The organism is Streptomyces sp. NPDC101234 (assembly GCF_044767525.1).
In the GTDB taxonomy this organism is placed as follows: Bacteria; Actinomycetota; Actinomycetes; order Streptomycetales; family Streptomycetaceae; genus Streptomyces; species Streptomyces sasae.
This window is the reverse complement of the sequence record NZ_JBIWOA010000075.1, coordinates 1-22088: the sequence shown is the minus strand read 5'-3', so window position 1 is coordinate 22088 and position 22088 is coordinate 1. Positions and strand designations below refer to the sequence as shown.

Sequence of the window (22088 nt, the reverse complement as noted above, 5' to 3'; positions counted from 1 at the left end):
GACCGTCCGGATCACCGCGTCCGTCGGCGTTAGAATCCGCGGATCCTCCCGCTCCTCGAAACGGACATCACCGGGGCCATACAACACAGTTCCACGCATGCTTATTCTCCCACTTCAGGAATTCTGCCGACGGCCGATTTTCGGGCCTGGGAATTCAGGCAGATCTCCTCACGAAGCAGAGTTCCAGCTCGGGCGGGCGGTATCCAGGGACAGAACTCTCCTACCCTGCCGACTTGCCGGCGGTGCGAGACTCGGGAGCATGACCAACAGCGCACATCTCAACGAGCTGGGTGAATTCCTCAAGGCCCGCCGGGCCGAGCTCAGCCCGCGCATGGTCGGACTGCCCGACCCCGACGGGCGGCGGCGTGTGGCAGGGCTGCGCCGCGAAGAGGTGGCCGTGCTCGCTTCCGTCAGCACCCACCACTACACCCGCTTGGAGCAGGGCCGCATCGCCCCCTCCATCTCCGTGCTGAGCGCCCTCGTCCGTGCCCTGCGGCTGAACGACGAGCAGCGGGACCATTTGTTCGAGCTGGTCGGGCGGGAGGTCAACCTGCCTCGGCGGCGGGCCGCACAGAAGGTGCAGCCCCAGCTGCGCACCGTCCTGGAAGACCTCACCGTCACGCCCGCCATGATCCTGGGCAGGAACCTGGACGTCCTGGCGTGGAACCCGATGGCCACCGCCCTGTTCGGCATCGACTTCACGCAGATCCCCGAGCAGCAGCGCAACTACATCCGGCAGCTCTTCACGGATCCGAAGATGAGGACGCTGTACGTGGACTGGGAGAACTCCGCCCGCAACGCCATCGCCCTGCTGCGGCGGTGTGCCGCGGCCCAACCTGACGACCTGGGGCTGACAACCCTCGTGGGTGAGCTGTCGGTGCAGGACGAGCAGTTCTGCCGGTGGTGGGGCGGGCGCCAGATCGCCCCCCGCACCAGTGGCAGCAAGGTGTTCCGCCACCCGGTCGCCGGCGAACTCGCCCTCGACTGGGATGTCCTCAGCTGTGAGGCCGACCCCGACCAACGGTTGGTCGTCTGGATCGCCGAACCCCACTCGCGCTCCCATGAGGGCCTGCGCTTCCTCTCCTCATGGACAGGAAAAGAACCGAGTGCGAATTAGTGTGGACGTCTGGAATCAGCAGGGATCTGCCAGGGACGAATCCTTCCTACCTTCGTGCTCGAATTCCATGCGATGATTCCAGCGTGGGTTCCGCTGAAGCCTTTCTTGAGGAGCAACGGCTTCCTTTCCTCCGCAGGCTTCACCTTCTGACGGATTCCCATTCCTTGTAACGGTCATATCTCCAAGGAGCACCACCATGTCCGATTCCACCAACCTCGCTCTCGTCCGTCGGCTCTACGACTCCGGCATGGCACCGGACGTGGTCGCCGAGGTCATCGACCCCGACATCGTCTGGGACATCACCCCCGGCTTCCCCTACGGCGGTGTCTACAAGACCTGGGCGAGCGCCGGCGCCGACTTCTTCGCCCGGCTCGCGCCCAACTTCTCCTCCTTCGGCGCGGTCGCCGAGGAGTTCTACGACGCCGGTGAGCACGTCTTCGTCCGAGGCCACTACCACGTCGTCGCCAAGTCCGGGCAGAAGTCGGACGCGCGGTTCATCCACCTGTGGACAGTCGCCGGCGGCAGGCTCACCCACCTGATCCAGGCAGCCGACAGCCACGTCGTCCAGCAGGCCGCGAACGGCTGATCGCCCTCACCCCAGGAGAACAACCCCATGGCGAAGATCCTCTTTCTCATCACCGCGGCCGACCACTGGACCCTGGCTGACGGGTTCAAGCAGCCCGCCGGCTTCTGGGCCGAGGAGGCCATCGGTCCGTACGGCGTCTTCAAGGAGGCCGGCCACGAGGTCGCCGCGGCCACCCCCGGCGGCGTACCGCCGACCGCCGACGCCCTCAGCCTGACCCCGGACTTCAACGGCGGCCCCGAGGGTGCGGAGCGCATGAAGACCGCCCTGCGCGAGGCCACCGAACTGGCGAACCCGGTCCGTATCGAGGACGTCGACATCGACGACTACGACGCGGTCTTCGTCCCCGGCGGCTGGGGACCGATGGAGGACCTCTCCGACGACCCCGCGGCCGGCAAGCTGCTCAGCGACTGGCTCGCCTCCGGCAAGATCGTGTCGCTGGTGTGCCACGGCCCGGCCGCGCTGCTGTCCACCGTGGACTCCGACGGCAAGTCCCCGTTCGCCGGCTACCGCCTCACCGGGCTGTCCAACTCCGAGGAGATCCAGAACGGCCTCGCCGACCGCGCGAAGTGGCTGCTCCAGGACCGTCTCGTCGCGGACGTGGGCGCGGACTACCGCAAGGGCGAGGAGAACTTCGCCCCCCACATCGAGGTGGATCGCACCCTTGTCACCGGCCAAAACCCTGCCTCGGCCGTTCCGCTGGCCCATGAGGTCGTCAAGGCCCTCGGCTGACACCCCCCGCAGTAGCACTCACAGAAAGAGGTAGCACCGATGGACAGCAACGCGACCCTTCCCAGCGTGGGACAGACCTGGCTGGCGGACCTCGGTCCGGACACGCCGCTCGGCCACTTCACGGTGGAGATCACCTTCGACTCGGCGACCCAGGTCAGCTTCGAGGTGACGAGCGGTGCCATCAAGGGCCGGAAGCAGACGATGGAGTACACCACCAGCCAGCTCCGCGACGGCCTGTACGTCGTGCGCTGGACCGAGCCCGACGCCGGTGACCACGTCACCCACATCGAGGACTACACGGAGGGGACCTGCATGGCCAGCTCCGTCGTCGGAGGCCAGTTCGTCCAGCTCTACGGGACGTGGACCCGCGTCCGCTGACCGCGGGGCGGGCGGACTGCCCCGTCAACCTGGCGGCGCGGCCTTCCAGGGACAGAACTCTCCCCCTGACAACGCCGCTACCCAGTGTCAGGCTGAGGGCATGAACAGCGATCCTCACCGCACCGACCTGGGAGAATTCCTCAAGGCGCGTCGCGCCGAGCTCGACCCGGCCGCCGTCGGACTGCCCGACGGCGGCCCGCGGCGCGTGGCGGGCCTGCGCCGTGAGGAGGTCGCGGTGCTGGCCGCCATCAGCACCGACTACTACGCCCGCCTGGAACAGGGCCGTATCCAGCCGTCCCCGTCCGTGCTGGAGTCCCTGGCCCGGGTGCTGCGCCTGGACGACGACCAGCGCGCCTATCTGTGCGAGCTGGCGGACCGCAGCGAGTACCGTCCGGCGGTGGCCCGTCGCAGGCCGCGCCCGAAGGCCCAGGTGCAGTTGCAGCGCATGATCGACGACATGGCGCACACCCCGGCGTTCGTGATCGGTCCGCGTACCGAGGTCGTCGCCTGGAACGCGATGGGCGCGGCCTTGATCACGGACTTCGGGATGATCCCCGAGAAGCAGCGCTACTACATCAGGTTGCTCATCACCGACCCTGCGATGCGGGAGCTGTATGCGGACTGGGAGGGTGTGACCCGGCTGGCCATCGCCCAGATGCGGATGCACAACGCGAACAACCCCGGTGACGTGCAGCTGGCCGCTCTGGTGGGCGAACTCTCGGTCCGGGACGACCAGTTCCGTCAGTGGTGGGCCGCGCACGACGTCGCCGTCCGGGACACCGGGACCAAGCACCTGCGCCACCCAGTCGTCGGCGACCTGCACCTCGACTGGAACGCCGTCACCTGGGCCGCCGACCCCGACCTCCAGATCATCGTCTGGACCGCCGAAGCGGGCACGCCCACGCACGACAGCCTGCGCATGCTGGCCTCCTGGGCAGCGGACCCGAGCCACCTGCGCAGCGGCAGCTCTGCCTGACCGTTCTCCAGGCTCATTCCCTGCCAGAGGGGGAGTCTCTTGTCCTACGCAGCGCACGCGTAGGAAGAGGCTCTCCCTTCTTCATGTACGGCACTCCTGGCACGCTCATTGCGAGGCCGACCGCGCCGTGAGCTCTCGCTCCCCGGTCGGGCCGACTTGCGACCGGTTCCTCAGCGCCGAGGCGTCCACCGGCCGGCTCATTCGCCAGGAAAGAGATCCTTCCGCATGTCCCTGACCGAGTCCCTTCCCGGGACGTCGCTTCCACCTGCCGCCGAGCCACGTTGGACCGCCCGCCTGTGGGCCGTCCTCGCCGTGCTGTGCCTGGTGCTCTTCCTCGACGGCCTCGACGTCTCGATGGTCGGCATCGCTCTGCCCTCCATCGGCCACGACCTCGGCCTGGCCACCGGCTCACTTCAGTGGATCGTCAACGGCTATGTCCTCGGCTACGGCGGACTGATGCTGCTCGGCGGTCGTACCGCGGATCTCCTCGGCCGCCGCCGGGTCTTCCTCGCGGCACTGGCGGTCTTCGCCGCCGCCTCGCTGCTCGGCGGTCTCGTCGACGACGGCACGCTGCTGATCGCCACCCGCTTCGTCAAGGGTGTGGCCGCCGCGTTCACCGCGCCCGCAGGCCTGTCCATCCTCACCACGACCTTCCCGGAGGGCCCGCAGCGCAACAGAGCCCTGTCGGTCTTCAGCCTCTTCGGCGCCCTGGGCTACTCCTCGGGCCTGATCCTGGGCGGCCTGCTCACCGGGATCGGCTGGCGCTGGACGTTCTTCATGCCCGTGCCCCTCGCGCTGCTCGCCCTGGTCGCCGGCCTGATCCTGATCCCGCGCGACCGGCGCACCGAGACGGGTGGCCAGGACCCGGCGGGAGCGGTCACCCTCACCGTCGGGATGCTGCTCGCCGTGTACGCCGTGGTCACCGCCCCTGACCGGGGCTGGACCTCCTTGACGACGCTCGCCACCTTCGGTGCGGCCGTCGTCCTGCTGCTCGCCTTCGTCATGATCGAGCGGCGGGTCCGTCACCCCCTCGTCCGCTTCGCCATCCTGCGCCAGGCGACCACGGTGCGGGCCAACCTCAGCATGGTCGCGCTGATGGGCTCCTACCTCAGCTTCCAGTTCATGATGACGCTGTTCCTCCAGGACGGGCGCGGCTGGTCGCCGCTGCGCATGGCCTTCGCGCTGCTGCCCGTCGGACTGATCGTCGCCATCGGCTCACCGCTCGCCGGACGGCTCGTCAACCGCTTCGGCACCGCGCCGCTGATCGTCACCGCGATGATCTCGATGACGCTCGGCTATGTCTGGTTCCTGGTCTCCGCCGGCTCCTCACCCGACTACCTGCTGAGCATGTTCCCGTCCCTGGTGCTCCTCGGTGGCGGCTTCGCCTTCGGCTACGGCGCGATCATGGCCCAGGCCACCGAAGGCATCGACGACTCCGAACAGGGCCTCGCCTCTGGCCTGGTGCAGACCTCCGGCCAGGTCGGCGGCGCCCTCGTCCTGGCCGTGCTCACCGCCGTACTCGCCGGAGCCGGCGACAGCGGGGCCGACTTCACGGGCTATCGGCCCGGCCTGAACCTGGTCACCGGCGTTGCGACGATCGGACTGCTCCTGAATGTGGTCCCCGTGCTGCGCCTTCGGCGGGCTGAGCCTGTGGAGTCAGGTCGGAGCTGACGGCATCACCATGCAGTCCGCCCGCTGTCCTGGCCGTGAGGGGAGAGACAGCGGGCGGTGGGGTGATGCGGATGCGACCGCAGCCGGACAGGTCCTGGGAGTCGCCGCAGAAGGAAGCGCCGCGTGGCCACGCCATCACAACCCTCGTCGGCTCTCCTTCTCACACGGCGCACGTCCATCGCGCTCGTCCGGCTCGACCCACCCGATGGTGCGCCGGGTGGCTAGAGGTTGTAGCCGCCAGATATCTCGATGTTCTGAGCGGTGACCCAGCGGCTCTCGTCGGAGACGAGGGTGGCGATCACCGCACCGATGTCGTCGGGTTCGCCCGCGCGGCCGAGCGCTGTCTTCGCGGTGATGGCCGGGATGATCTCGGGGAACCGGGTGAAGGCGTCGTCGCCGATGCGGGTGCGGGTCATCCCAGGCGAGACCGCGTTGACACGGATGCCGCGCGGGGCGAACTCCTTGGCCATGTACCGGGTCAGCACGTCCAGACCGCCCTTCATCGAGGCATAGGCCGCGTAACCCGGCTCCACGCTGGTCGCCGCCGCGTAGTTGCTGCTCGTGTTGACGATCGCTCCGCCGTCCGCCAGCAGGGGCAGCAACCTTTGTGTCAGGAAGTACGGTCCCTTGAGCAGGACCCGCATGAGCCGGTCGAACAGTTCCTCGCTCGTGTCCGCGATCGACGAGGGCTGCCCGAAGCCGGCGTTGTTGATCAGGAAGTCGAAGGTGTCGCGCTGCCAAGTGTCGCGCAGTACTTCGGCAACGGTGTCGCGGAAGGCCGGGAACGCGGCGCTCTCGCCGACGTCCAGCGGCAACGCGACGGCCGTGCCCCCCTCCTTCTCGATGAGCGCAGCCGTCTCCAGCCCTCCCTGCTGGTTGTTGCCGTAGGTCAGGATGACTCCGGCTCCGCGCTTGGCGATCTCGATCGCGGCGCTCTGTCCGATGCCGGAGCTGCCGCCGGTGACGATGGCGACCTTCATGCAGGGTTCTCCTGGATGTGGGGGGAGTGAACGCAGTGGGGGTGGGGGAGGACGCGGATGCTGGTCAGGCCTTCTTGGTCTCCCAGAAGATCTTGTCGATCTGGGCGATGTAGTCGAGGGCCTTCTGGCCGGTGGCTGGGTCGGTGGACGCCTTGGCGGCCGAGAGGGCCTTCAGGGCGTCGTTGACCAACTGGTGCAGCTCCGGGTACTTCTCGAAGTGCGGGGGCTTGAAATAGTCGCTCCAGAGCACCGAGACGTGGTGCTTGGCCAACTCGGCACGCTGCTCCTTGATGACGGTGGCGCGCGCCTGGAAGTGCGGGTCGTCGTTGCCGGCCATCTTTTCCTGGACGGCCTTCACGGACTCCGCCTCGATGCGGGCCTGGGCCGGGTCGTACACACCACAGGGCAGGTCGCAGTGTGCGCTGACCTTGACCTTGGGGGCAAACAGGTGGGAACGCATGGAGAATTCCTTCCTCGTGATCGTTTTCAGGTGCGACATTACTTCCGGTCATGCCGGAGATGTCGAGAGGTCCATTCGTCGTACGACCAAAGTCTCAGCTCACGACAGGACTTGTGTCATTGGCCGTTCACCGAGGAGTCCGACTTCCATGCCTCCGCATCGAATTCGAGCACGATCCGCTCACGAAGCCCGCCCTGGTCCAGTCTGGCGTGGGCGGCCACCGCGTCGTCCGCGGCGAAGGGCATCGCCGCGCGCAACGTGATGGTGCCGTCCTCTACCTGATCCCGGAGACGTATGATCGCGTCCCGGTCGGTACGCCGCTCGCGTACGTTCAGGTGCTTGACCTTGATATCGCGCCCGGGGGCGCCGTCCCAGATGCGCAGGATCCCGATCTGACCGCCGTCACGAACGGCGGGCGCGATGCGTTCGTGCAGCAAAGCGGCGTCGGCGACCGCGTCCACCGGAGCGCCCAGCTCTTCGAGTACACGATCCGCGACCTCGGGGCCGCGAGGCACGAAGGTCTGTGCGCCGAGTGAGTGCAGAAGGTCCACGTCCTCCTCCGCGGCGACGGCCACGACGTGCAGGCCCTCGGCGACGGCGAGTTCGACGAGATAACCGCCGACCGACCCTGCGGCTCCGGACACCAGGAGTGTCGCTCCCGGGGCGAGCCGGAACGCGTCGAGCACATTCCTCGCGGTGAGGGCGTTGTTGAGGAAGCCTGCCGTCTCGGCGGCCGACGCGCCCGAGGGCGCAATGGCCACGGATCGCGCGGAAAGGGCGAGATATTCGCTGTAGCCGCCATGACGTCCGTTGTTGTCGACGAATCCGACGACGCGCGCACCTGGAAAAAGACCCCAGTCGGGATCGATATCGCCGCCCAATTCCTCGATCGTGCCAGCGACTTCCATTCCCGGAACGAACGGCGGAGTGAGTCCCTGGTACATGCCCTCCAACAGCCCCGACCGGACCATGGCGTCGACGGGGTTCACCCCAGCGGCGTGCACACGAATCAGCACCTCCCCGGCTCCTGGGCGCGGGTCCGGTAGTTCGAACGGCCGCAGCACTTCGGGGCCGCCGTACTGACTCAGTCCAATGACCTTCATCTGTTGTCCTAACTTGAATGCCTGGTGGGAAAACCAAACGATCGTATCCAGGGTATTTACGGTGAAGGAGGGAGAGTTCTGTCCCTGGGACGAATCCCTCCCTTGTAGGAACCGGTCGACGGTGGGAGCGTTCAATCGGGGAATCAGTTACAGCGACCCGATTCACTTGTTTGGAGAAACGTGTTCACCGTCAACGCGTACGCCGCTACATCCGCGACCGAACCGCTCGTGCGGACCACCCTGGAGCGCCGCGATGCCGGCCCGCGCGATGTGCTCATCGAGATCAAGTACGCCGGCATCTGCCACTCGGACATCCATTGCGTCCGTGGGGACTGGGGCCCGGTGCCCTACCCCCTGGCCCCCGGCCACGAGATCGCCGGAGTCGTCACCCAGGTCGGCTCCGAGGTGACCAAGTACGCGGTCGGTGACCGCGTTGGCGTCGGCTGCATGGTCAACTCCTGCCGTACCTGCGACTCCTGCCTGAAGGGCGAGGAGCAGTACTGCCTCAACGGCATGACGATGACCTACGGCTCCGTGGACAAGGACGGCACGCTCACCCAGGGCGGATACTCCACGCACATCGTCGTCGACGAGGACTTCGTCGTCCGCGTCCCTGACAGCGTCGCCCTGGACGAGGCAGCCCCGCTGCTGTGCGCGGGCATCACCACGTACTCGCCACTGCACCGCTGGGGCGCCGGCCCCGGCAAGAAGGTGGCCATCGTCGGACTCGGCGGCCTCGGTCACATGGGTGTCAAGTTCGCCCACGCGCTGGGCGCCGAAGTCACCGTGCTGTCACAGTCGTTGAAGAAGACGGACGACGGCCTGCGTCTTGGTGCGGACCACTACTACGCCACGAGCGACCCGGCCACGTTCGAGGAACTGGCAGGGACCTTCGACCTCATCGTCAACACGGTGAGCGCCAAGCTCGATCTCGACGCCTATCTCTCCCTGCTCGCCGTGGGCGGCACCATGGTCAACGTCGGCGCGCCCAGGGAACCGCTGTCGCTGAGCGTCTTCTCCCTCCTGTCGCGCGGCCGTTCGTACGCCGGTTCGTCGATCGGCGGCATCCGGGAGACGCAGGAGATGCTGGACTTCTGCGGCGAGCACGGGATCGGCGCCGAGATCGAGGTCATCCCGGTGGACAAGGTCAACGAGGCGTACGAGCGAGTGCTCTCCTCGGACGTGCGCTACCGCTTCGTGATCGATATCGCGACGCTGGCCTGAGCCTGCTCGAGCTTCAACTGAGCCGCTGCCCGGGGTCAGCCGAGGTGCTTGTCGAACGAGGCCACGGCGACCTCGGGGTGCTCGCTGAAGTAGTTGTAGCCGTCGAAGCGCCGGTCGGTGCCGTGGATCCAGTGCAGGTCGTTATCCTCGGCCGGGATGGCGTCGTAGATGGCCTGCACCGCCTCGGGTGTGGTCATCCTTTGTCTGCCATCTTTGGCTCCTTCCGATGCCAGGGGTGCCTGGAGCGTTCTCGACTCACATTATTGATCGGGAAACGCGGCAAGCGTGGCATTGAGCGGCCCCATTGTGAGGAGGAAGAATTCCCCCCATCTTGCTCTCCCGGAAAGAAGGAGAGACCGCCTTTAGTAGACCTTTCCTTATGCGCCCTCCTGCACGTACCGTCGCGGCGTGGACAACCGTGCAGAGGTCCGCGAGTTCCTCACCTCGCGGCGAGCCAAGATCACTCCGGAACGCTGCGGGCTGCCCGTCGGACCGGGGCGCCGCGTACCCGGGCTGCGTCGGAGCGAGGTCGCTGCCCTGGCCGGCATGAGCGTCGAGTACTACGCCAAACTCGAGCGCGGCAACTTGGCCGGTGTCTCCCCGGCCGTCCTCGAAGCTGTCGCCCGCGTCCTCCGACTGGACGACGCCGAACGCGTCTACCTCTCCCATCTCGCTCGGGTCGCCGACGGTTCCGACGCCCTCAGGCGCCCCCGTACCACAGGCCATGGGCCTCGCGCCGGAGCATGCAGTGGACCCTGGACGCGATCACCGCCGGGCCCGCCTTCGTCCGCAACGGCCGACTGGACCTGCTCGCCACCAACCGGCTCGCCCGCGCCTTCTACACCGGCCTCTACGCCGCGGCCACCAACCAGGCGAACCTCGTCCGCTACAACTTCCTGGACCCCGGCTCCCGTCGTTTTTACCCCGACTGGGAGCTCTTCGCCGATCACGCCGTCGCCATCCTGCGCACCGAGTTGGGCCGTAACCCCCACGACAAGGATCTGCGCGACCTCATCGGCGAGCTGTCCACCTCCAGCGAGGAGTTCCGCACACGCTGGAGTGCCCACAACGTCCGCCATCACGGCGCGGGGACCAAGCGATTCCGGCACTCGGTCGTCGGCGATCTCACCTTCTGTTACGAGGACCTGGACATGGCGGCCGAACCCGGCCTCACCCTGACGGTCTATACCGCTGAACCTGGATCGCCCTCGGAAGACCGGCTGCGTCTGCTTGCCTCCCAGGGAGAAAACTCTCCCTCCCGCCGGTAGAGATAAAGGTGCAGCATTTTCTGGTGTACGCCGTCGATCATTTTGGTAAACGGTCAAGGCAACAGAAGGAGCGCCGACGATGGACAACTACATCTTCGATCTCGACGAGAACGTGAGCCGTACTCCGGTCTCGTACAAGAACAGGTACGGAATCACCATTGCGGCCGACCTCTATCGGCCCAAGGACTTCGACGAGTCCCGGCAGTATCCGGCGGTCCTGATCGGCCCTCCGTACAGCGGCGTCAAGGAGCAGGGGCCTGGCGTCTACGCCCAGAACCTGGCCAAGCGCGGGTTCGTGGCCCTCGCCTTCGACCCGTCGTTCAACGGCTACAGCGGCGGTGAGCCGCGCCACGCCTCGTCACCGGACATCTTCGTCGAGGACTTCAGCGCGGCTGTGGACTACCTGGGCACGCGCGACTTCGTGGACCGGGAGCGCATCGGCGTGATCGGCATCTGCGGCAGTGGTTCGTTCGCGCTCGGCGCCGCCCAGGCCGACCGGCGCATCAAGGCCGTCGCGGCCACCTCCATGGTCGACATCTCCTGGGCCGCCGCCAACCTGGGCCCCACCGGCCCGCTCACCGACGAGCAGCGGGCCGAGGTGCTCGACAGCCTCGGTGAGCAGCGGTACACGGACTTCCTGGAGGGCCAGCCCGCCCTCGGCCCGCGTGGCGCCGCGATCGGCTTCGACGAGAACACCGAGCCCATCGCTCGCGAGTTCGGCGAGTTCTACTCCACCCCGCGGGGCTACCACCCCAACTCCATCACGCAGTTCACGCGGACGAGCGACATGGCGTTCATGAACTTCACGATGCTCGACCGCCTCAAGTGGATCTCGCCGCGGCCGATTCTCCTCATCGTCGGCGAGCAGGCCTTCTCGCGGTTCTTCAGTGACAACGTCTACAAGGAGGCGTCGGAGCCAAAGGAGCTCCACGTCGTCCCGGACGCCAACCACATCGACCTGTACGACAGGACGGACCGCATTCCGTTCGACAAGCTGGAGGAGTTCTTCACCAAGAACCTTGCGTGAACGACCTCTTGCCCTCTGTCACGCCGGTGAACTGAACCGGCCGGCGGGGGGCGATGCCGTGTCAGCGCAGAGTCTCGTCGCTCGGATCGGTCCGCTCGGCTTGTGTCCGAAGCCACGTTGGTTGTCGATCAGGCGCAGCCAGGCGGGTTGGATCTCCCAGACGCCGGCTGTGTCGCCTCGAAGTCCAGGCGTTGCTCATCGTTGGCGTACGGAAAGGCCCGCCGGTGATGGCGTTCCAGGCCCGTCCGTCGGCCTGAGCTGCGAACGCCACGTCGGCGGTGCTCTGCCCGGGGCGGCCGCCCGCGTCGACGGGAAGCGGCTGGAGTGTGCACGAGTACCGCCGCTCTTCCCCGCTACGGAGCCAAGCTGCCTTGTTCGATGTTGTGGATGAGGCGTTCGAGGCGGGTGATCTGGTCCTGGAAGGCTTGATCGCCGACCGCGGGCGGTAGAAGGGCGCGGAGGTTGCGGGCGGCTTGGGTACGGAGGGCCTCTTTGAGTTCAGCCGGGCCGCTGACAAGGGTGAAGTCGGCGTCGACCGATGTGATCATCAAGAGCAGGCTGGACGGGGTGTCGGCGCCGACGTGCAAGAGGCAGGTGCGGTCGTCCACGGCCTCGACGACGCCCGTGCCTGGGAAGATCCGATCAGTGACGGCGTCGGCAGGCTTGTGCAAGGTGACGGTGGCCCGGTAAGGCCATACCTGCGAGGACAGCTGGTGCGCGAGGTAGGCGGCGACATCGCCGTGGGGCGGTTGCCTGGGAGTGAACCGGGGGCCGGTGGGCGTGCGGGGCTCCAGGCGGTCCACTCTGAACGTACGCCAGTCGCCGCGCTCGATGTCCCAAGCCACGAGGTATCAGCGGCGGACGAAGCTGACCAGGCTGTGCGGCTCGACATCGCGGACCGTACGGCCCGTGTGAGGGCTGGAGTAGTCGAAGCGCAAGCGCTCGTGGCGGCGACAGGCCTCTGCGATCGCCATCAGCGTGTCCGGGCTGACCGCGGGGCCTGTCGCATCGACCCGTACCGTCGCCTGGTGCAGAGTGCCGACGCGGTGCCGCAGGCGGGACGGCAGCATCTGTTCGAGCTTGGCCAGCGCGCGCAGGGAGGTCTCCTCGATCCCCGCGACCGAGCCGCCCGCCGCCGTGCGCAGGCCTACGACCACGGCTACCGCCTCGTCGTCATCGAGCAGCAGTGGTGGCAGGGAAGCACCGGCTCCGAGCCGGTAGCCCGCAACGCCCTGGATGGCCTCGACCGGGTAGCCCAGGTCGCGCAGGCGCTCGTCGTCCCTGCGGACCGTTCGGGTGGTGACCCCCAGTTGTTCGGCCAGCCGGGCGCCGGACCAGTCACGGTGATTCTGGAGAAGCGACAACAGTTTGAGCAGCCGCGCGGAAGTCTCCGGCATGCCCGCCAGACTGCCACATGGTAGGCGTCCGATGGTGTCCCACCTGGCCCACCTCGGAGAGGCCGCCGCTGCCCGATTGCTGCCAGCGACCTGGGATACTTAGGACTTTATCTGTCCTAAGGTGCTTCTAAGGTCGTCCTCATGAACGACATCAAGCCATTCCGCATCGACATCCCGCAGTCACAGCTGGACGACCTGCACGCCCGCCTCGACCTCACCCGCTGGCCGGACGAGCTGCCCGAGGTCGGCTGGAGCTATGGCGTGTCCCTCGGCTACCTCAAGGAACTGGTCGCGTACTGGCGCCACTCCTACGACTGGCGGGTCCACGAGCGGCGGCTCAACTCCTTTCCGCAGTTCATCACGGAGATCGACGGGCAGAACGTGCACTTCCTGCACGTCCGGTCCGCGAATCCGGATGCCCTGCCGCTGATCATCACGCACGGCTGGCCTGGTTCCGTGGTGGAGTTCGACAAGATCATCGAGCTACTGGCCGAAGAGTTCCACCTGGTCATCCCGTCGATCTCGGGCTTCGGCTTCTCCGGCCCGACCACCGAGACGGGCTGGACCATCGAACGTGTCGCCAGGGCCTGGGCCGAGCTGATGCGACGCCTCGGCTACGTCCGTTACGGCGTGCAGGGTGGCGACTGGGGCTCGGGTATCTCGCTCGCGCTCGGTAAGGTCGCCTCCGAGCATGTCGTCGGGGTGCATGTGAACATGCTGCCGACGTTTCCCTCAGGTGATCCGGCCGAACTGGCAGGGCTCACCGACGAGGAGAAGGGCCTCCTGGGCGGCTACCAGCGGTTCATGGACGAGCTGTCCGGCTACATGAAGATCCAGGCCACCCGGCCGCAGACCCTGGCCTTCGGCCTGCACGACTCGCCGGTAGGGCAGCTCGCCTGGATCGTGGACCCTTTCCGGCTGTGGACCGACTCCGAGAACGTGCCGGAGGACGCCGTAGACCGCGACCAGATGCTGACCAACATCATGCTGTACTGGCTGACCGGCACGGCGGCCTCGTCGGCGCGACTGTACTTCGAGAACTCCAACATGGCGGAAGGCTTTCAGGAGCCTCTGCCCGTCCCGCTGGGGGTCGCGGTCTTCGCGCACGAACTCACCCAGCCGATCCGTACGCTCGCCGAGAAGACCTACAACATCACCCACTGGTCCGAGTTCGCACATGGCGGGCACTTCGCCGCCATGGAAGCACCCCGAGAACTCGTCGGCGACATCCGCACGTTCTTCTCCGGTCTCTGACCTTCACCAGCTTGAACTCCGGATCACAACGCTGGTCCTGGGCCGCGTCGCCAGCGTTGAGATCGGCCACCGTCATGTCGGTCACGCTGACCCTCCCGGCCGGCGGGACCTGCCTGACGCATCCCCGGGGGAGCCGATGGCCGATCGAGATGTCTGGCGCACAGCATCGGCAAGTTCATGCCAGCCGTCTCGGCACTCCGACCTGCCTCTGCGGAAGACGGCGCAAGGGACATTCCTCGTTGACAAAGGAGTAAGCATGCTTCGGACTCGCTCACCGTGGTGGGTGCTGGCTACCGCAGGCCTCGCGCAGTTGATGATCGTGCTCGACTCGACCGTGGTGACGATCGCGTTGCCCGTCGCGCAGCGAGATCTGGGCATCAGTGAGACGTCACGCGGCTGGGTGATCACTGCCTATGCGCTCGCGTTCGGTGGACTGCTGCTGGTCGGAGGGCGCCTGAGTGACCGCCTCGGGCTGCGGCGGGCTTTCGTGGTCGGGCTGGTCGGCTTCGCGGTCGCGTCCGTGCTGGCGGGGCTCGCGCCCACTGCCAGGCTGCTGTTCGCGGGGCGGGCGGCGCAAGGCGTCTTCGCGGCGCTGCTGGCACCGGCCGGCCTGTCGATCATCAGCAGGACCTACTCACAGCCACGCGAACGCGGCATCGCGTTCGGTGTGTTCGGCGCCATCACCGGCGCGGGGGCCGCGACCGGACTGCTGCTGGGGGGTGCGCTCACGGAGTACGTGAGCTGGCGGTGGGGCCTGCTGATCAACGTTCCGATCGTCGTACTGGCCCTGGTCTGGACGGCCTTGTTCGTCCCGTCAGCGCCCCGCCATGCCGTGCGGATCGACGTGGGGGGTGTACTCACCAGCGTGATCGGCCTGACCGCCCTCGTCTTCGCGTTGTCGGAAGGTGCCGTCTACGGTTGGGGCAGTCCCGCCGTGCTCGGCTGCTTCGCCGTCGCCGTGGTCAGTACGGTCGGGTTCGTGGTCGCACATGGCCGCGTCCGTGAGCCACTGCTGCCCTTCCACATAGTCCTGCACCGGGAGCGCGGCGCCTCGTTCTTGGCGTTCGGGCTGCCACAGGTGGCGCTGTTCGGGTTCTACCTGGTGATGACCTACTGGTTCCAGGAACTTCTCGGATACTCCCCGTTGCTGGCCGGCGCGGCGTTCGTCCCCTTCGCCGCCGCGACCGCGTTCGGCTCCACCGTGCTCACGCCCCGGCTCTCCACGTTCCTGCAGCCCCGAACCCTCGTCATCTGCGCGATCGTCGCGCTGGGGCTCGGGACGCTGCTCCTGGTCGGTATGGACCCCGGCGGTGACGCGCTCTTCCTGACCAGGTTCCTTCCCGCGCAGCTGCTGGCCGGGACCGGTCTCGGTTGCGCGCTCAGCACCGCCATCTCGATGGCGACGCACGGCGTCGACCCGAGTGAGGCCGGGGTGGCCTCCGCCGCGGTCAACGCGATCACTCAGCTCGGCGGCGCCATCGGAACCGCGCTGCTCAACACCATCGCCGCCATGGTCACGGCCGCCGCGCTCGGTGGCGCCGAAGGAGCCTCCACCTCCGTGGCCGACGCCACCGTGGACGGCTTCGACGTGGCCATGCTCACGGCGACGGGAGTGCTCGCGCTGACCGCTGTGCTGGTCGCGGCCGTCATGCCGCGACGTACACAACCGGCTCCGGAGACCCGGCCCGTAGAAATCGCCAGCTGAAACAAAGGGTGCCCGTGGACGGCACTCCACACCTGCCCGCCCGGTCACCCCGGCCTGGGACACCATCATCACGTTCCTGAACCAGAGCCTGCGCTGAACGGCACTGCCGGTCCGCACTGTTGATCGCAGCACCGGCGGCGCTCCGCGAGGGGGCCGCCGGTCGGCCGGTGATCACGCGAGGTTCTTGGCGAGGAACTCCTGCAGCTTGCCGAACGGGATCAGGTCGGGTCGGTGCGATCCACGCCTGTCTCTCCGGTATTCGGTGATGCGACGGCGGCCTAGGACCATGTGCCGAGGCCGGTTCGGGCCGGGGTCGGGTCCCGGTTTCGGGTCGTGTCGCTATCGTTGCTGATCAGCCACGATCACGTGCGTGATGCTCCTGACCGGCCGGATCTGCCTGATGCATCCCCGAGGAGCCGATGGCCCACCCCATGTGTTCTGGATGCTCCCGAGGAGAGCCATGCCGAGCGACGGTTACACGTACCTGTGCAAGTTCGACGTACTGGAGGACGGCGTTCCCCGGAGGTTCGAGGTGGAGGGCGTTCCCCTCTCCCTCGTCCTGGCCGAGAAACAGGTCTTCGCGATTCACGACATGTGCTCGCACAGTGCCGTCTCGCTTTCCGAGGGAGAGGTGGACGGGTGCACGGTCGAGTGCTGGCTGCACGGTTCACGCTTCGACCTGCGCACCGGCCACCCCCTCGATCCGCCGGCGACCCATCCCGTCCCGGTGTACCCGGTGCAGATCGAGGACGGATGCGTGTACGCACTCCTACCGTGGAGCGAACGGTGACACGGGTTTCTGAAGAGTGCACCGCGGAGCGGGCCGACGCGGCCCGCAACCGTGCTCGACTGCTGGAGGCGGCCGCTCGGCTGGTGGCCGAGCAGGGCGCGGAGCACGTGACGATGCACGAGGTGGCCCGAGCGGCCGGGGTGGGAAAGGGCACTCTGTTCCGCAGGTTCGGCGACCGCACCGGGCTCCTGCTGACCCTGCTGGGCGACGCCGAGGCCGAGTTCCGTGAGGCGTACACCTCGGGTCCGCCTCCGTTGGGCCCGGGAGCACCGCCGAGGGAGCGGCTCACCGCTTTCGGTTGTGCCCTGATCGAGCGCATCACCGACGAGAACGACCTGGGGGCCGCGCTGGCCCGCCAAGTCCCCCTTGAGCGGCGCCACTCCGCCGACAACGCCCGGTCCTTCCACCACCACATCACATCCCTCCTGAGGGAAGCGGGAGTGGCGGCCGACCACGAGATGCTCGCCCACGCCATGCTCGTGTTCACGAACTTCGAGACCATGGACTACCTCCGCGAGGACCGCCAGGTCACCACCGCGCGTCTGCAGGCCACCTGGGCGGACATGGTCCGGCTGTTGACCGGAGGCCCCGAAGAGGACCGTCATGACTCCGAGGCATGACTGACCGGCACGGCAACGACCGTCACGACGGCAGAACGTGTACGGCCTTTCCTTCACCCATGGCCTCGGCTTCCCCGGTGTCATGGGCGCTGTGGTGGACGACGACGTTCCCCAGATCAACGGACAGCTGTGCGACCAGATCGGCCAGGGCGTGATGCCAGTCTGCCGGGGTGGGCGCCGGAGCGACGACGATCAACTCCAGAACATCCGCAGGGTGCGACGCTGTTCCGTCGACGACGGCACCCTTCAGCGCGAGGTAGTCCGGTGCTGGGCGGAGGTGGGTCAGCGCCCGCTCGCGAACCATGTCGACGACGCCTTCGCGTAGGTCCGTCAGTTGGCGCAGGGCGTCCCAGGCTATGTGACCCGTGACCAGCAGTACGGGTTCCCCTTTGCGTCGGGGGGCGACCAGGCCGAGCAGGCCGAGGCGAAACAGCGCCGCCTCCAACTGCGTGGGCGTCACCGCGGAGTCCTTGGACAACTCGTCCAGCGTCAGCGGACCATCGGCATCGACCGCGTGGTGAGCGACGAGGGCGGTGAGGAGGCGGCCCGAGGTCCCGGGGAACAGGGCGGACAGCGGGGTGCGGAAGTTCATTGTGCATACCAGGGGTTGGGTTCTCGTCGGCTTCGCAGGCAGGTGGCATCGACGACGAAGCCGACGAGAGTCTGATCTCCGCATACCATGGACTGCGGTGTTAGGTGCCAGAAAGCTGATCATTGACGAGTTCGGTGACGGTGTTGTCGAACTCCTCGAGAACACCGAGGAATCCAGCCCTGCCCCATAGGGCCAGACCGAGGGCGGTGACGCCCACGGCCGTCATGTGTACGGCACCCAGGAGGTCCTGGCCCGACAGCGCGCGCATCGCCGAGTCGTCGCCTCGGGCCCAGGCCCGAGTCGCTTCGGCGATGGCGAACTCGTAGTGGGGCGGGGCTGTGGTGGCGACCTCATCCGAATGCCGGACCAGCTCGTCCAGTCTCCAGTGCCTGCCGGTCAGTTCCATGATGCTGATCGTGGAGCGCAGCAGACCACTCAGGACGGCGTACACCTCGATTCGACTGCCTGTGTCCAGACCGGCCAGTGCCTCCTGGACCGCGTCGGCGTCGTGGCCCACGTGGCCCCGGACGACGTCCAGCGCGCAGTCGCTGGAGGTTTTGCGCGCTGCGTTGCTCATGCGCTTCACCGTACGGTCGCCCAGGTGCGCGGGAATCGGTCTCTTGGCGCAACGCGCCTCATAAGAAAGCACTAGGACCCGCGACCTCCCCGTTGAGATGCGGTTGGCCGGTCGAGAGCAAAGTTAAGGAGGGAGGAAAGTCTCCCTCCCATGGGCCGGGGCGGCGGTGTCAGAGTGCCCGCGTGACCAGCCGTCGCTCTCATGGCGCGCGGCTCTCCAGGCCCCTTCGATGACGATCCAGCGCCCAGGCCTGTGCTGCCGTTCCGCCCTCCGCCGGAGACGGTGAACCTTCCACAACGCCGAGCCGGCGCACCTTCATCGCCACCACCACTGCGGTCGGTGGTGCCGTGATCGCGGGAGGTGTGATCGGAGAATCGCTGCTCGTCGATTCGGAGGAGGCGGTCGCCGTCGAGGCGGCGCCCTCCAGCAGGGTCTCCCTGACGGTCAACGGCACCCGGCGGACGGTGGCGGTGGACAATCGCACCTCGCTGCTGGACCTGCTGCCCGAGCTCTTCGCTCTGACCGGCTCCAAGAAGGGCTGCAACGCCGGAGCCTGCACAGTCCTGGTCGACGGGCGCCGGTCACCCGCTCCAGCAGGCGTTCATCGATCAGAACGCCTTCCAGTGCGGCTACTGCACCCCCGGCCAGATCCTGTCCGGCGTCGGCTGCATCCAGGAGTGCCACAGCGGTTCACCGCAGGAGATCCGGGAGTGGATGAGCGGCAACATCTGCCGCTGCGGCTGCTACGTCAAGATCGTGCGCGCGGTCGAGCAGGCCGCCGTCGGCCGGATGTGAGGGCCTGATGCATCCCTTCGCCGTCACCAAGGCCTCCGACACCGATCAGGCCCTCGACGGCGGTCGCCGTGGCGGCCGTCACATCGCCGGCGGCACCACGCTCGTCGACCTGATGCGCGAGATCGTCGAGCGGCCCGAGACGTTGGTCGACATCACCGGCCTGCCACGGCGGGACATCCGCGTCAACCAGGGCGGCGGGCTGCGCATAGGCGCCCTGGTCCGCATGGCCGAGGTCGCCGCACCCCCCCCGCAATGTGCGCGCCACCCGCCCCCGCATGCTGGTCTTCGGAGCGGTCGACTTCGCCGCGGCCCTGAGCCAGGCCGGCCGCTTCCTCGGATACCGGGTCACCGTTTGCGACGCCCGCCCCGTCTTCGCCACCGAAGCGCGATTCCCACACGCGGACGAGGTCGTCGTCGACTGGCCCCACCGCTACCTGGCGACCACCGAGGTGGACGCCCGTACCGCCGTCTGCGTGCTCACCCACGACGCGAAGGTCGACGTACCCCTGCTGCGGCTGGCGCTCGATCTGCCTGTTGGCTATGTGGGGGCGATGGGGTCCCGGCGCACCCACGACGAGCGCCTGCTCCTGCTGAGGGAGGCGGGTGTGACGCGGGAGCAGCCGGCCCGGCTCCGCTCGCCCATCGGTCTCGACCTGGGAGCGCGTACGCCCGAGGAGACGGCGGTGTCCATCACCGCGGAGATCGTCGCCCACGCTCACGGGGGAACCGGCCTGCCCCTGTCCCGGGGCACGGGCCCGCTCCGTCGGCCGAACCCGGGGGAGCGGCCGGTGCTGGTCAGCGGCTGAGCGCGGAGGAGGCCTGGAGGCGCTGGTCGGCAGCCCAGGACGCCAGCAGGCGCAGCCGTTCGTGGGTGGGGGAGCCGGGCGCGGCCGTCCAGACGGTCAAGTGCTGGTCGGCGTCGGTGTTGGCGGTGTAGGTGTCCCAGTCCAGGACGAGTTCGCCGACGACCGGGTGATTCAGGGTCTTGGTGCCGACCGTACGTGCGGCGACCTTGTGGTCGCCCCACCACTTGGCGAACTGCTTGTCCCGCGTGGACAGTTCACCGACCAGCTCGATCAGACGAGGGTCCTCGGGGTACTGGGCGGCCTCCATTCGAATCTGCGCCACGGCGATCTGCGCCGAGGCCTCCCAGTCGGCGTACAGGGTGCGCATCGCCGGATCGGTGAAAATGAGCCGAGGGTAGTTGCGGTGCTTCTCCGGAACGCGGGAGAAATCGGTGACCAGGGCGGCCGCCAGCGTGTTCCAGGCCAGGATGTCCCCTCGACGGCCCTGCACGATGGCAGGGATGGCGGTGAGGTCGTCCAGAACGCGCTGGAGCTGCGGCTGCACCTGCTGGCGGCCGCGACGCCGGGTGCGGGGCGTGGTCTTCCCGGCGAGCTGGAAGAGATAACCGCGCTCGTCGTCGTCCAGATGGAGGACCCGGGCCAGAGTCTCCAGCACCGGCGCGGACGCCTGCATACGGCCCTGCTCCAGCCGTGTGTAGTAGTCCGTGCTGATCGAGGCGAGCTGGGCGACTTCCTCCCGGCGGAGTCCGGCGACCCGGCGGGGCCCGCCTGTCTCGGCCAGCCCGACCGTGCGCGGGCTCAGCTCGGAGCGGCGCTTCTTGAGGAACTCTCCCAGCTCGTTGAGGGGCGCGTTGTGGGTCATGCTTCCCATCCTGAGGAGGCCGGCAGGTTCTGGTCGGCGGCCCATGAGGCGAGGATGCGCAGCTGGTCGTGTGCGGCGGGGCCCGGGGCGGCGGTCCAGATGGTCATGTGCTGGTCGGGGTCGGTGCTGGTGGTGAGGACGTCGCAGTCGAGGGTGAGCTCACCCACGACCGGATGGAGGTAGGTCTTCCTGCCGACGGTGCGGGCGGCGACCTGGTGGTCGCGCCACCACCTGACGAACTGCTCGTCGCGGAGGGAGAGTTCACCGACGAGAGCGATCAGGCGGGGATCCTCGGGATACTTCGCCGCCTCCATCCGCAGCTGTGCCACGGTGATCCGCGCCGCCGTCTCCCAGTCGGCGTACAGATCGCGGACCGTCGGTTCGGTGAACAGCAGCCGGGTGTAGTTGCGGTGCTTCTCCGGGATCCGGGAGAAATCGATGACCAGCGCGGCCGCCAGAGAGTTCCAGGCCAGGACGTCTCCCCGCCGGCTCTGCACCATCGCCGGTGTCGTGGTGAGACCGTCAAGGACGCGCTGCAACTGCGGCTGGACCCGCTGCGTCCCGCGGCGCCGCGTGCGAGTGACGGTTTTGCCGGCGAGCCGGAAGAGGTACCGGCGCTCGTCGTCATCCAGGTGGAGTACCCGGGCGAGCGTGTCCAGAACGGGACCGGACGCGGGGATGCGTCCTTGTTCGAGCCGGGTGTAGTAGTCGGTGCTGATCGACGCGAGGTGGGCGACTTCCTGACGGCGCAGCCCGGGCACCCGGCGGGGTCCGCCCGTCTCCGGCAGTCCGACCGTGCGCGGGCTCAGTTCGGAGCGACGTTTCCTGAGAAATTCTCCCAGCTCGTTGAGGGGAATACTGCTGGTCATGTTTCCCAGCATGGCATCGATCGCACGCCGGGAAGGGGGGACAGTTTTCTCCCAGGATGTTTCCTTCCCAGGATGAATCTCTCCGCTTTTCGCGCCCGCGTCCGCGTGTGAGGCTCGATATCGAGCAGCCCGGAGCGAAGCACGCGGTGCTTTTGTGTTCGAGGCTGCCGACCAGAACCCCTCGCACCGAAAGAAGCACCCTCATGCGTGGAGCAGTGATGCACGGGCCCGGTGATGTCCGTTTCGAGGAGCGGGAGGATCCGCGGATTCTAACGCCGACGGACGCGGTGATCCGGACGGTG

21 protein-coding genes and 5 pseudogenes are annotated in these 22088 nt (G+C 67.7%); 16 read left to right on the top strand and 10 right to left on the bottom strand.

Annotated features, from left to right (window positions below):
• Window positions 1–259 precede the first annotated feature (259 nt).
• The 6 genes from ACIRR9_RS54635 (at window position 260) to ACIRR9_RS54610 (ending at window position 5457) form a co-directional block, all read left to right on the top strand.
• Window positions 260–1117, top strand: a complete 858-nt coding sequence (locus tag ACIRR9_RS54635; RefSeq protein ID WP_403769160.1) for a helix-turn-helix transcriptional regulator — start codon at window positions 260–262, stop codon at window positions 1115–1117.
• A gap of 196 nt (window positions 1118–1313) precedes the next feature.
• Window positions 1314–1703 carry a nuclear transport factor 2 family protein gene (locus ACIRR9_RS54630; protein ID WP_403769157.1) on the top strand — a complete coding sequence of 130 codons (390 nt, stop codon included), beginning with the start codon at window positions 1314–1316 and terminating at the stop codon, window positions 1701–1703.
• Window positions 1704–1730: 27 nt separating this feature from the next.
• Window positions 1731–2432 carry a type 1 glutamine amidotransferase domain-containing protein gene (locus ACIRR9_RS54625; RefSeq protein ID WP_403769154.1) on the top strand — a complete coding sequence of 234 codons (702 nt, stop codon included), beginning with the start codon at window positions 1731–1733 and terminating at the stop codon, window positions 2430–2432.
• 39 nt (window positions 2433–2471) lie between these two features.
• Window positions 2472–2810, top strand: coding sequence for a MoaF-related domain-containing protein (locus ACIRR9_RS54620; RefSeq protein ID WP_403769151.1), 339 nt, complete (start codon window positions 2472–2474; stop codon window positions 2808–2810).
• A gap of 100 nt (window positions 2811–2910) precedes the next feature.
• Window positions 2911–3786: a helix-turn-helix transcriptional regulator gene (locus ACIRR9_RS54615; RefSeq protein ID WP_403769148.1), complete on the top strand. Its 876-nt coding sequence runs from the start codon at window positions 2911–2913 to the stop codon at window positions 3784–3786.
• 225 nt (window positions 3787–4011) lie between these two features.
• On the top strand, window positions 4012–5457 hold the full coding sequence (locus ACIRR9_RS54610) for an MFS transporter (RefSeq protein ID WP_403769145.1): 1446 nt from the start codon (window positions 4012–4014) through the stop codon (window positions 5455–5457).
• Window positions 5458–5678: 221 nt separating this feature from the next.
• Here the strand turns inward: ACIRR9_RS54610 and ACIRR9_RS54605 are convergent, their stop codons facing one another.
• The 3 genes from ACIRR9_RS54605 to ACIRR9_RS54595 form a co-directional block, all read right to left on the bottom strand.
• Entirely contained in the window at window positions 5679–6437 is a 759-nt protein-coding gene (locus ACIRR9_RS54605) for an SDR family NAD(P)-dependent oxidoreductase (protein ID WP_403769142.1), read from the bottom strand.
• Between the two features lie 64 nt (window positions 6438–6501).
• Window positions 6502–6897, bottom strand: coding sequence for a superoxide dismutase, Ni (gene sodN / locus ACIRR9_RS54600; protein WP_403769139.1), 396 nt, complete (start codon window positions 6895–6897; stop codon window positions 6502–6504).
• 116 nt (window positions 6898–7013) lie between these two features.
• The gene (locus ACIRR9_RS54595; RefSeq protein WP_403769136.1) at window positions 7014–8000 is read right to left on the bottom strand and encodes an NADP-dependent oxidoreductase; all 987 of its coding nucleotides are present in this window, start codon (window positions 7998–8000) and stop codon (window positions 7014–7016) included.
• Between the two features lie 180 nt (window positions 8001–8180).
• Between ACIRR9_RS54595 and ACIRR9_RS54590 the strand changes: the two genes are divergently transcribed.
• Complete coding sequence (locus tag ACIRR9_RS54590; protein WP_403769133.1) at window positions 8181–9224, top strand: NAD(P)-dependent alcohol dehydrogenase; 1044 nt, start codon at window positions 8181–8183, stop codon at window positions 9222–9224.
• A 35-nt stretch (window positions 9225–9259) separates the two neighbouring features.
• Here ACIRR9_RS54590 and ACIRR9_RS54585 read toward each other — a convergent pair whose 3' ends face one another.
• Window positions 9260–9421, bottom strand: coding sequence for a hypothetical protein (locus tag ACIRR9_RS54585; RefSeq protein WP_403769130.1), 162 nt, complete (start codon window positions 9419–9421; stop codon window positions 9260–9262).
• 211 nt (window positions 9422–9632) lie between these two features.
• Between ACIRR9_RS54585 and ACIRR9_RS54580 the strand changes: the two are divergent.
• Window positions 9633–10492, top strand: a pseudogene (locus ACIRR9_RS54580) (helix-turn-helix domain-containing protein).
• 79 nt (window positions 10493–10571) lie between these two features.
• Window positions 10572–11519, top strand: a complete 948-nt coding sequence (locus tag ACIRR9_RS54575; protein WP_403769128.1) for an alpha/beta hydrolase — start codon at window positions 10572–10574, stop codon at window positions 11517–11519.
• A 353-nt stretch (window positions 11520–11872) separates the two neighbouring features.
• Here ACIRR9_RS54575 and ACIRR9_RS54570 read toward each other — a convergent pair.
• Window positions 11873–12916 (bottom strand): annotated as a pseudogene (locus ACIRR9_RS54570) (helix-turn-helix transcriptional regulator).
• Window positions 12917–13057: 141 nt separating this feature from the next.
• Here ACIRR9_RS54570 and ACIRR9_RS54565 point away from each other — a divergent pair.
• The 4 genes from ACIRR9_RS54565 (at window position 13058) to ACIRR9_RS54550 (ending at window position 17285) form a co-directional block, all read left to right on the top strand.
• Entirely contained in the window at window positions 13058–14170 is a 1113-nt protein-coding gene (locus ACIRR9_RS54565) for an epoxide hydrolase family protein (protein ID WP_403769126.1), read from the top strand.
• A 256-nt stretch (window positions 14171–14426) separates the two neighbouring features.
• A complete protein-coding gene (locus ACIRR9_RS54560; protein WP_403769123.1) occupies window positions 14427–15875 on the top strand; it encodes an MFS transporter in 1449 nt (482 codons plus the stop codon).
• A gap of 460 nt (window positions 15876–16335) precedes the next feature.
• Window positions 16336–16665 (top strand): non-heme iron oxygenase ferredoxin subunit, encoded by a 330-nt coding sequence (locus ACIRR9_RS54555; protein WP_403769120.1) that lies wholly within the window; start codon window positions 16336–16338, stop codon window positions 16663–16665.
• Window positions 16629–17285, top strand: coding sequence for a TetR/AcrR family transcriptional regulator (locus ACIRR9_RS54550; protein ID WP_403769117.1), 657 nt, complete (start codon window positions 16629–16631; stop codon window positions 17283–17285). Before ACIRR9_RS54555 ends, ACIRR9_RS54550 begins: the two co-directional genes overlap by 37 nt.
• Window positions 17286–17307: 22 nt before the next feature.
• Here ACIRR9_RS54550 and ACIRR9_RS54545 read toward each other — a convergent pair whose 3' ends face one another.
• The 3 genes from ACIRR9_RS54545 to ACIRR9_RS54535 all read right to left on the bottom strand — a co-directional run bounded on the left by ACIRR9_RS54545 (window position 17308) and on the right by ACIRR9_RS54535 (window position 18932).
• Window positions 17308–17877: a hypothetical protein gene (locus ACIRR9_RS54545; protein ID WP_403769114.1), complete on the bottom strand. Its 570-nt coding sequence runs from the start codon at window positions 17875–17877 to the stop codon at window positions 17308–17310.
• A gap of 100 nt (window positions 17878–17977) precedes the next feature.
• Window positions 17978–18454 (bottom strand): hypothetical protein, encoded by a 477-nt coding sequence (locus ACIRR9_RS54540; RefSeq protein ID WP_403769111.1) that lies wholly within the window; start codon window positions 18452–18454, stop codon window positions 17978–17980.
• 199 nt (window positions 18455–18653) lie between these two features.
• Window positions 18654–18932, bottom strand: coding sequence for a hypothetical protein (locus tag ACIRR9_RS54535; protein ID WP_403769163.1), 279 nt, complete (start codon window positions 18930–18932; stop codon window positions 18654–18656).
• Between ACIRR9_RS54535 and ACIRR9_RS54530 the strand changes: the two are divergent.
• The 3 pseudogenes from ACIRR9_RS54530 to ACIRR9_RS54520 all read left to right on the top strand — a co-directional run.
• Window positions 18817–19249: pseudogene (locus ACIRR9_RS54530) on the top strand ((2Fe-2S)-binding protein). The gene ACIRR9_RS54535 and the pseudogene ACIRR9_RS54530 sit on opposite strands and share 116 nt — an antisense overlap.
• Before the next feature lie 7 nt (window positions 19250–19256).
• Window positions 19257–19427: pseudogene (locus ACIRR9_RS54525) on the top strand (xanthine dehydrogenase family protein subunit M); the annotation flags it as partial.
• Window positions 19428–19500: 73 nt separating this feature from the next.
• Window positions 19501–20055: pseudogene (locus tag ACIRR9_RS54520) on the top strand (XdhC family protein); the annotation flags it as partial.
• Here ACIRR9_RS54520 and ACIRR9_RS54515 read toward each other — a convergent pair.
• Together ACIRR9_RS54515 and ACIRR9_RS54510 are read right to left on the bottom strand one after the other, a co-directional pair.
• Window positions 20045–20917, bottom strand: coding sequence for a helix-turn-helix domain-containing protein (locus ACIRR9_RS54515; protein WP_403769109.1), 873 nt, complete (start codon window positions 20915–20917; stop codon window positions 20045–20047). The pseudogene ACIRR9_RS54520 and the gene ACIRR9_RS54515 sit on opposite strands and share 11 nt — an antisense overlap.
• Complete coding sequence (locus tag ACIRR9_RS54510) at window positions 20914–21798, bottom strand: helix-turn-helix transcriptional regulator (RefSeq protein ID WP_403769106.1); 885 nt, start codon at window positions 21796–21798, stop codon at window positions 20914–20916. Before ACIRR9_RS54510 ends, ACIRR9_RS54515 begins: the two co-directional genes overlap by 4 nt.
• Between the last annotated feature and the right edge of the window lie 290 nt (window positions 21799–22088).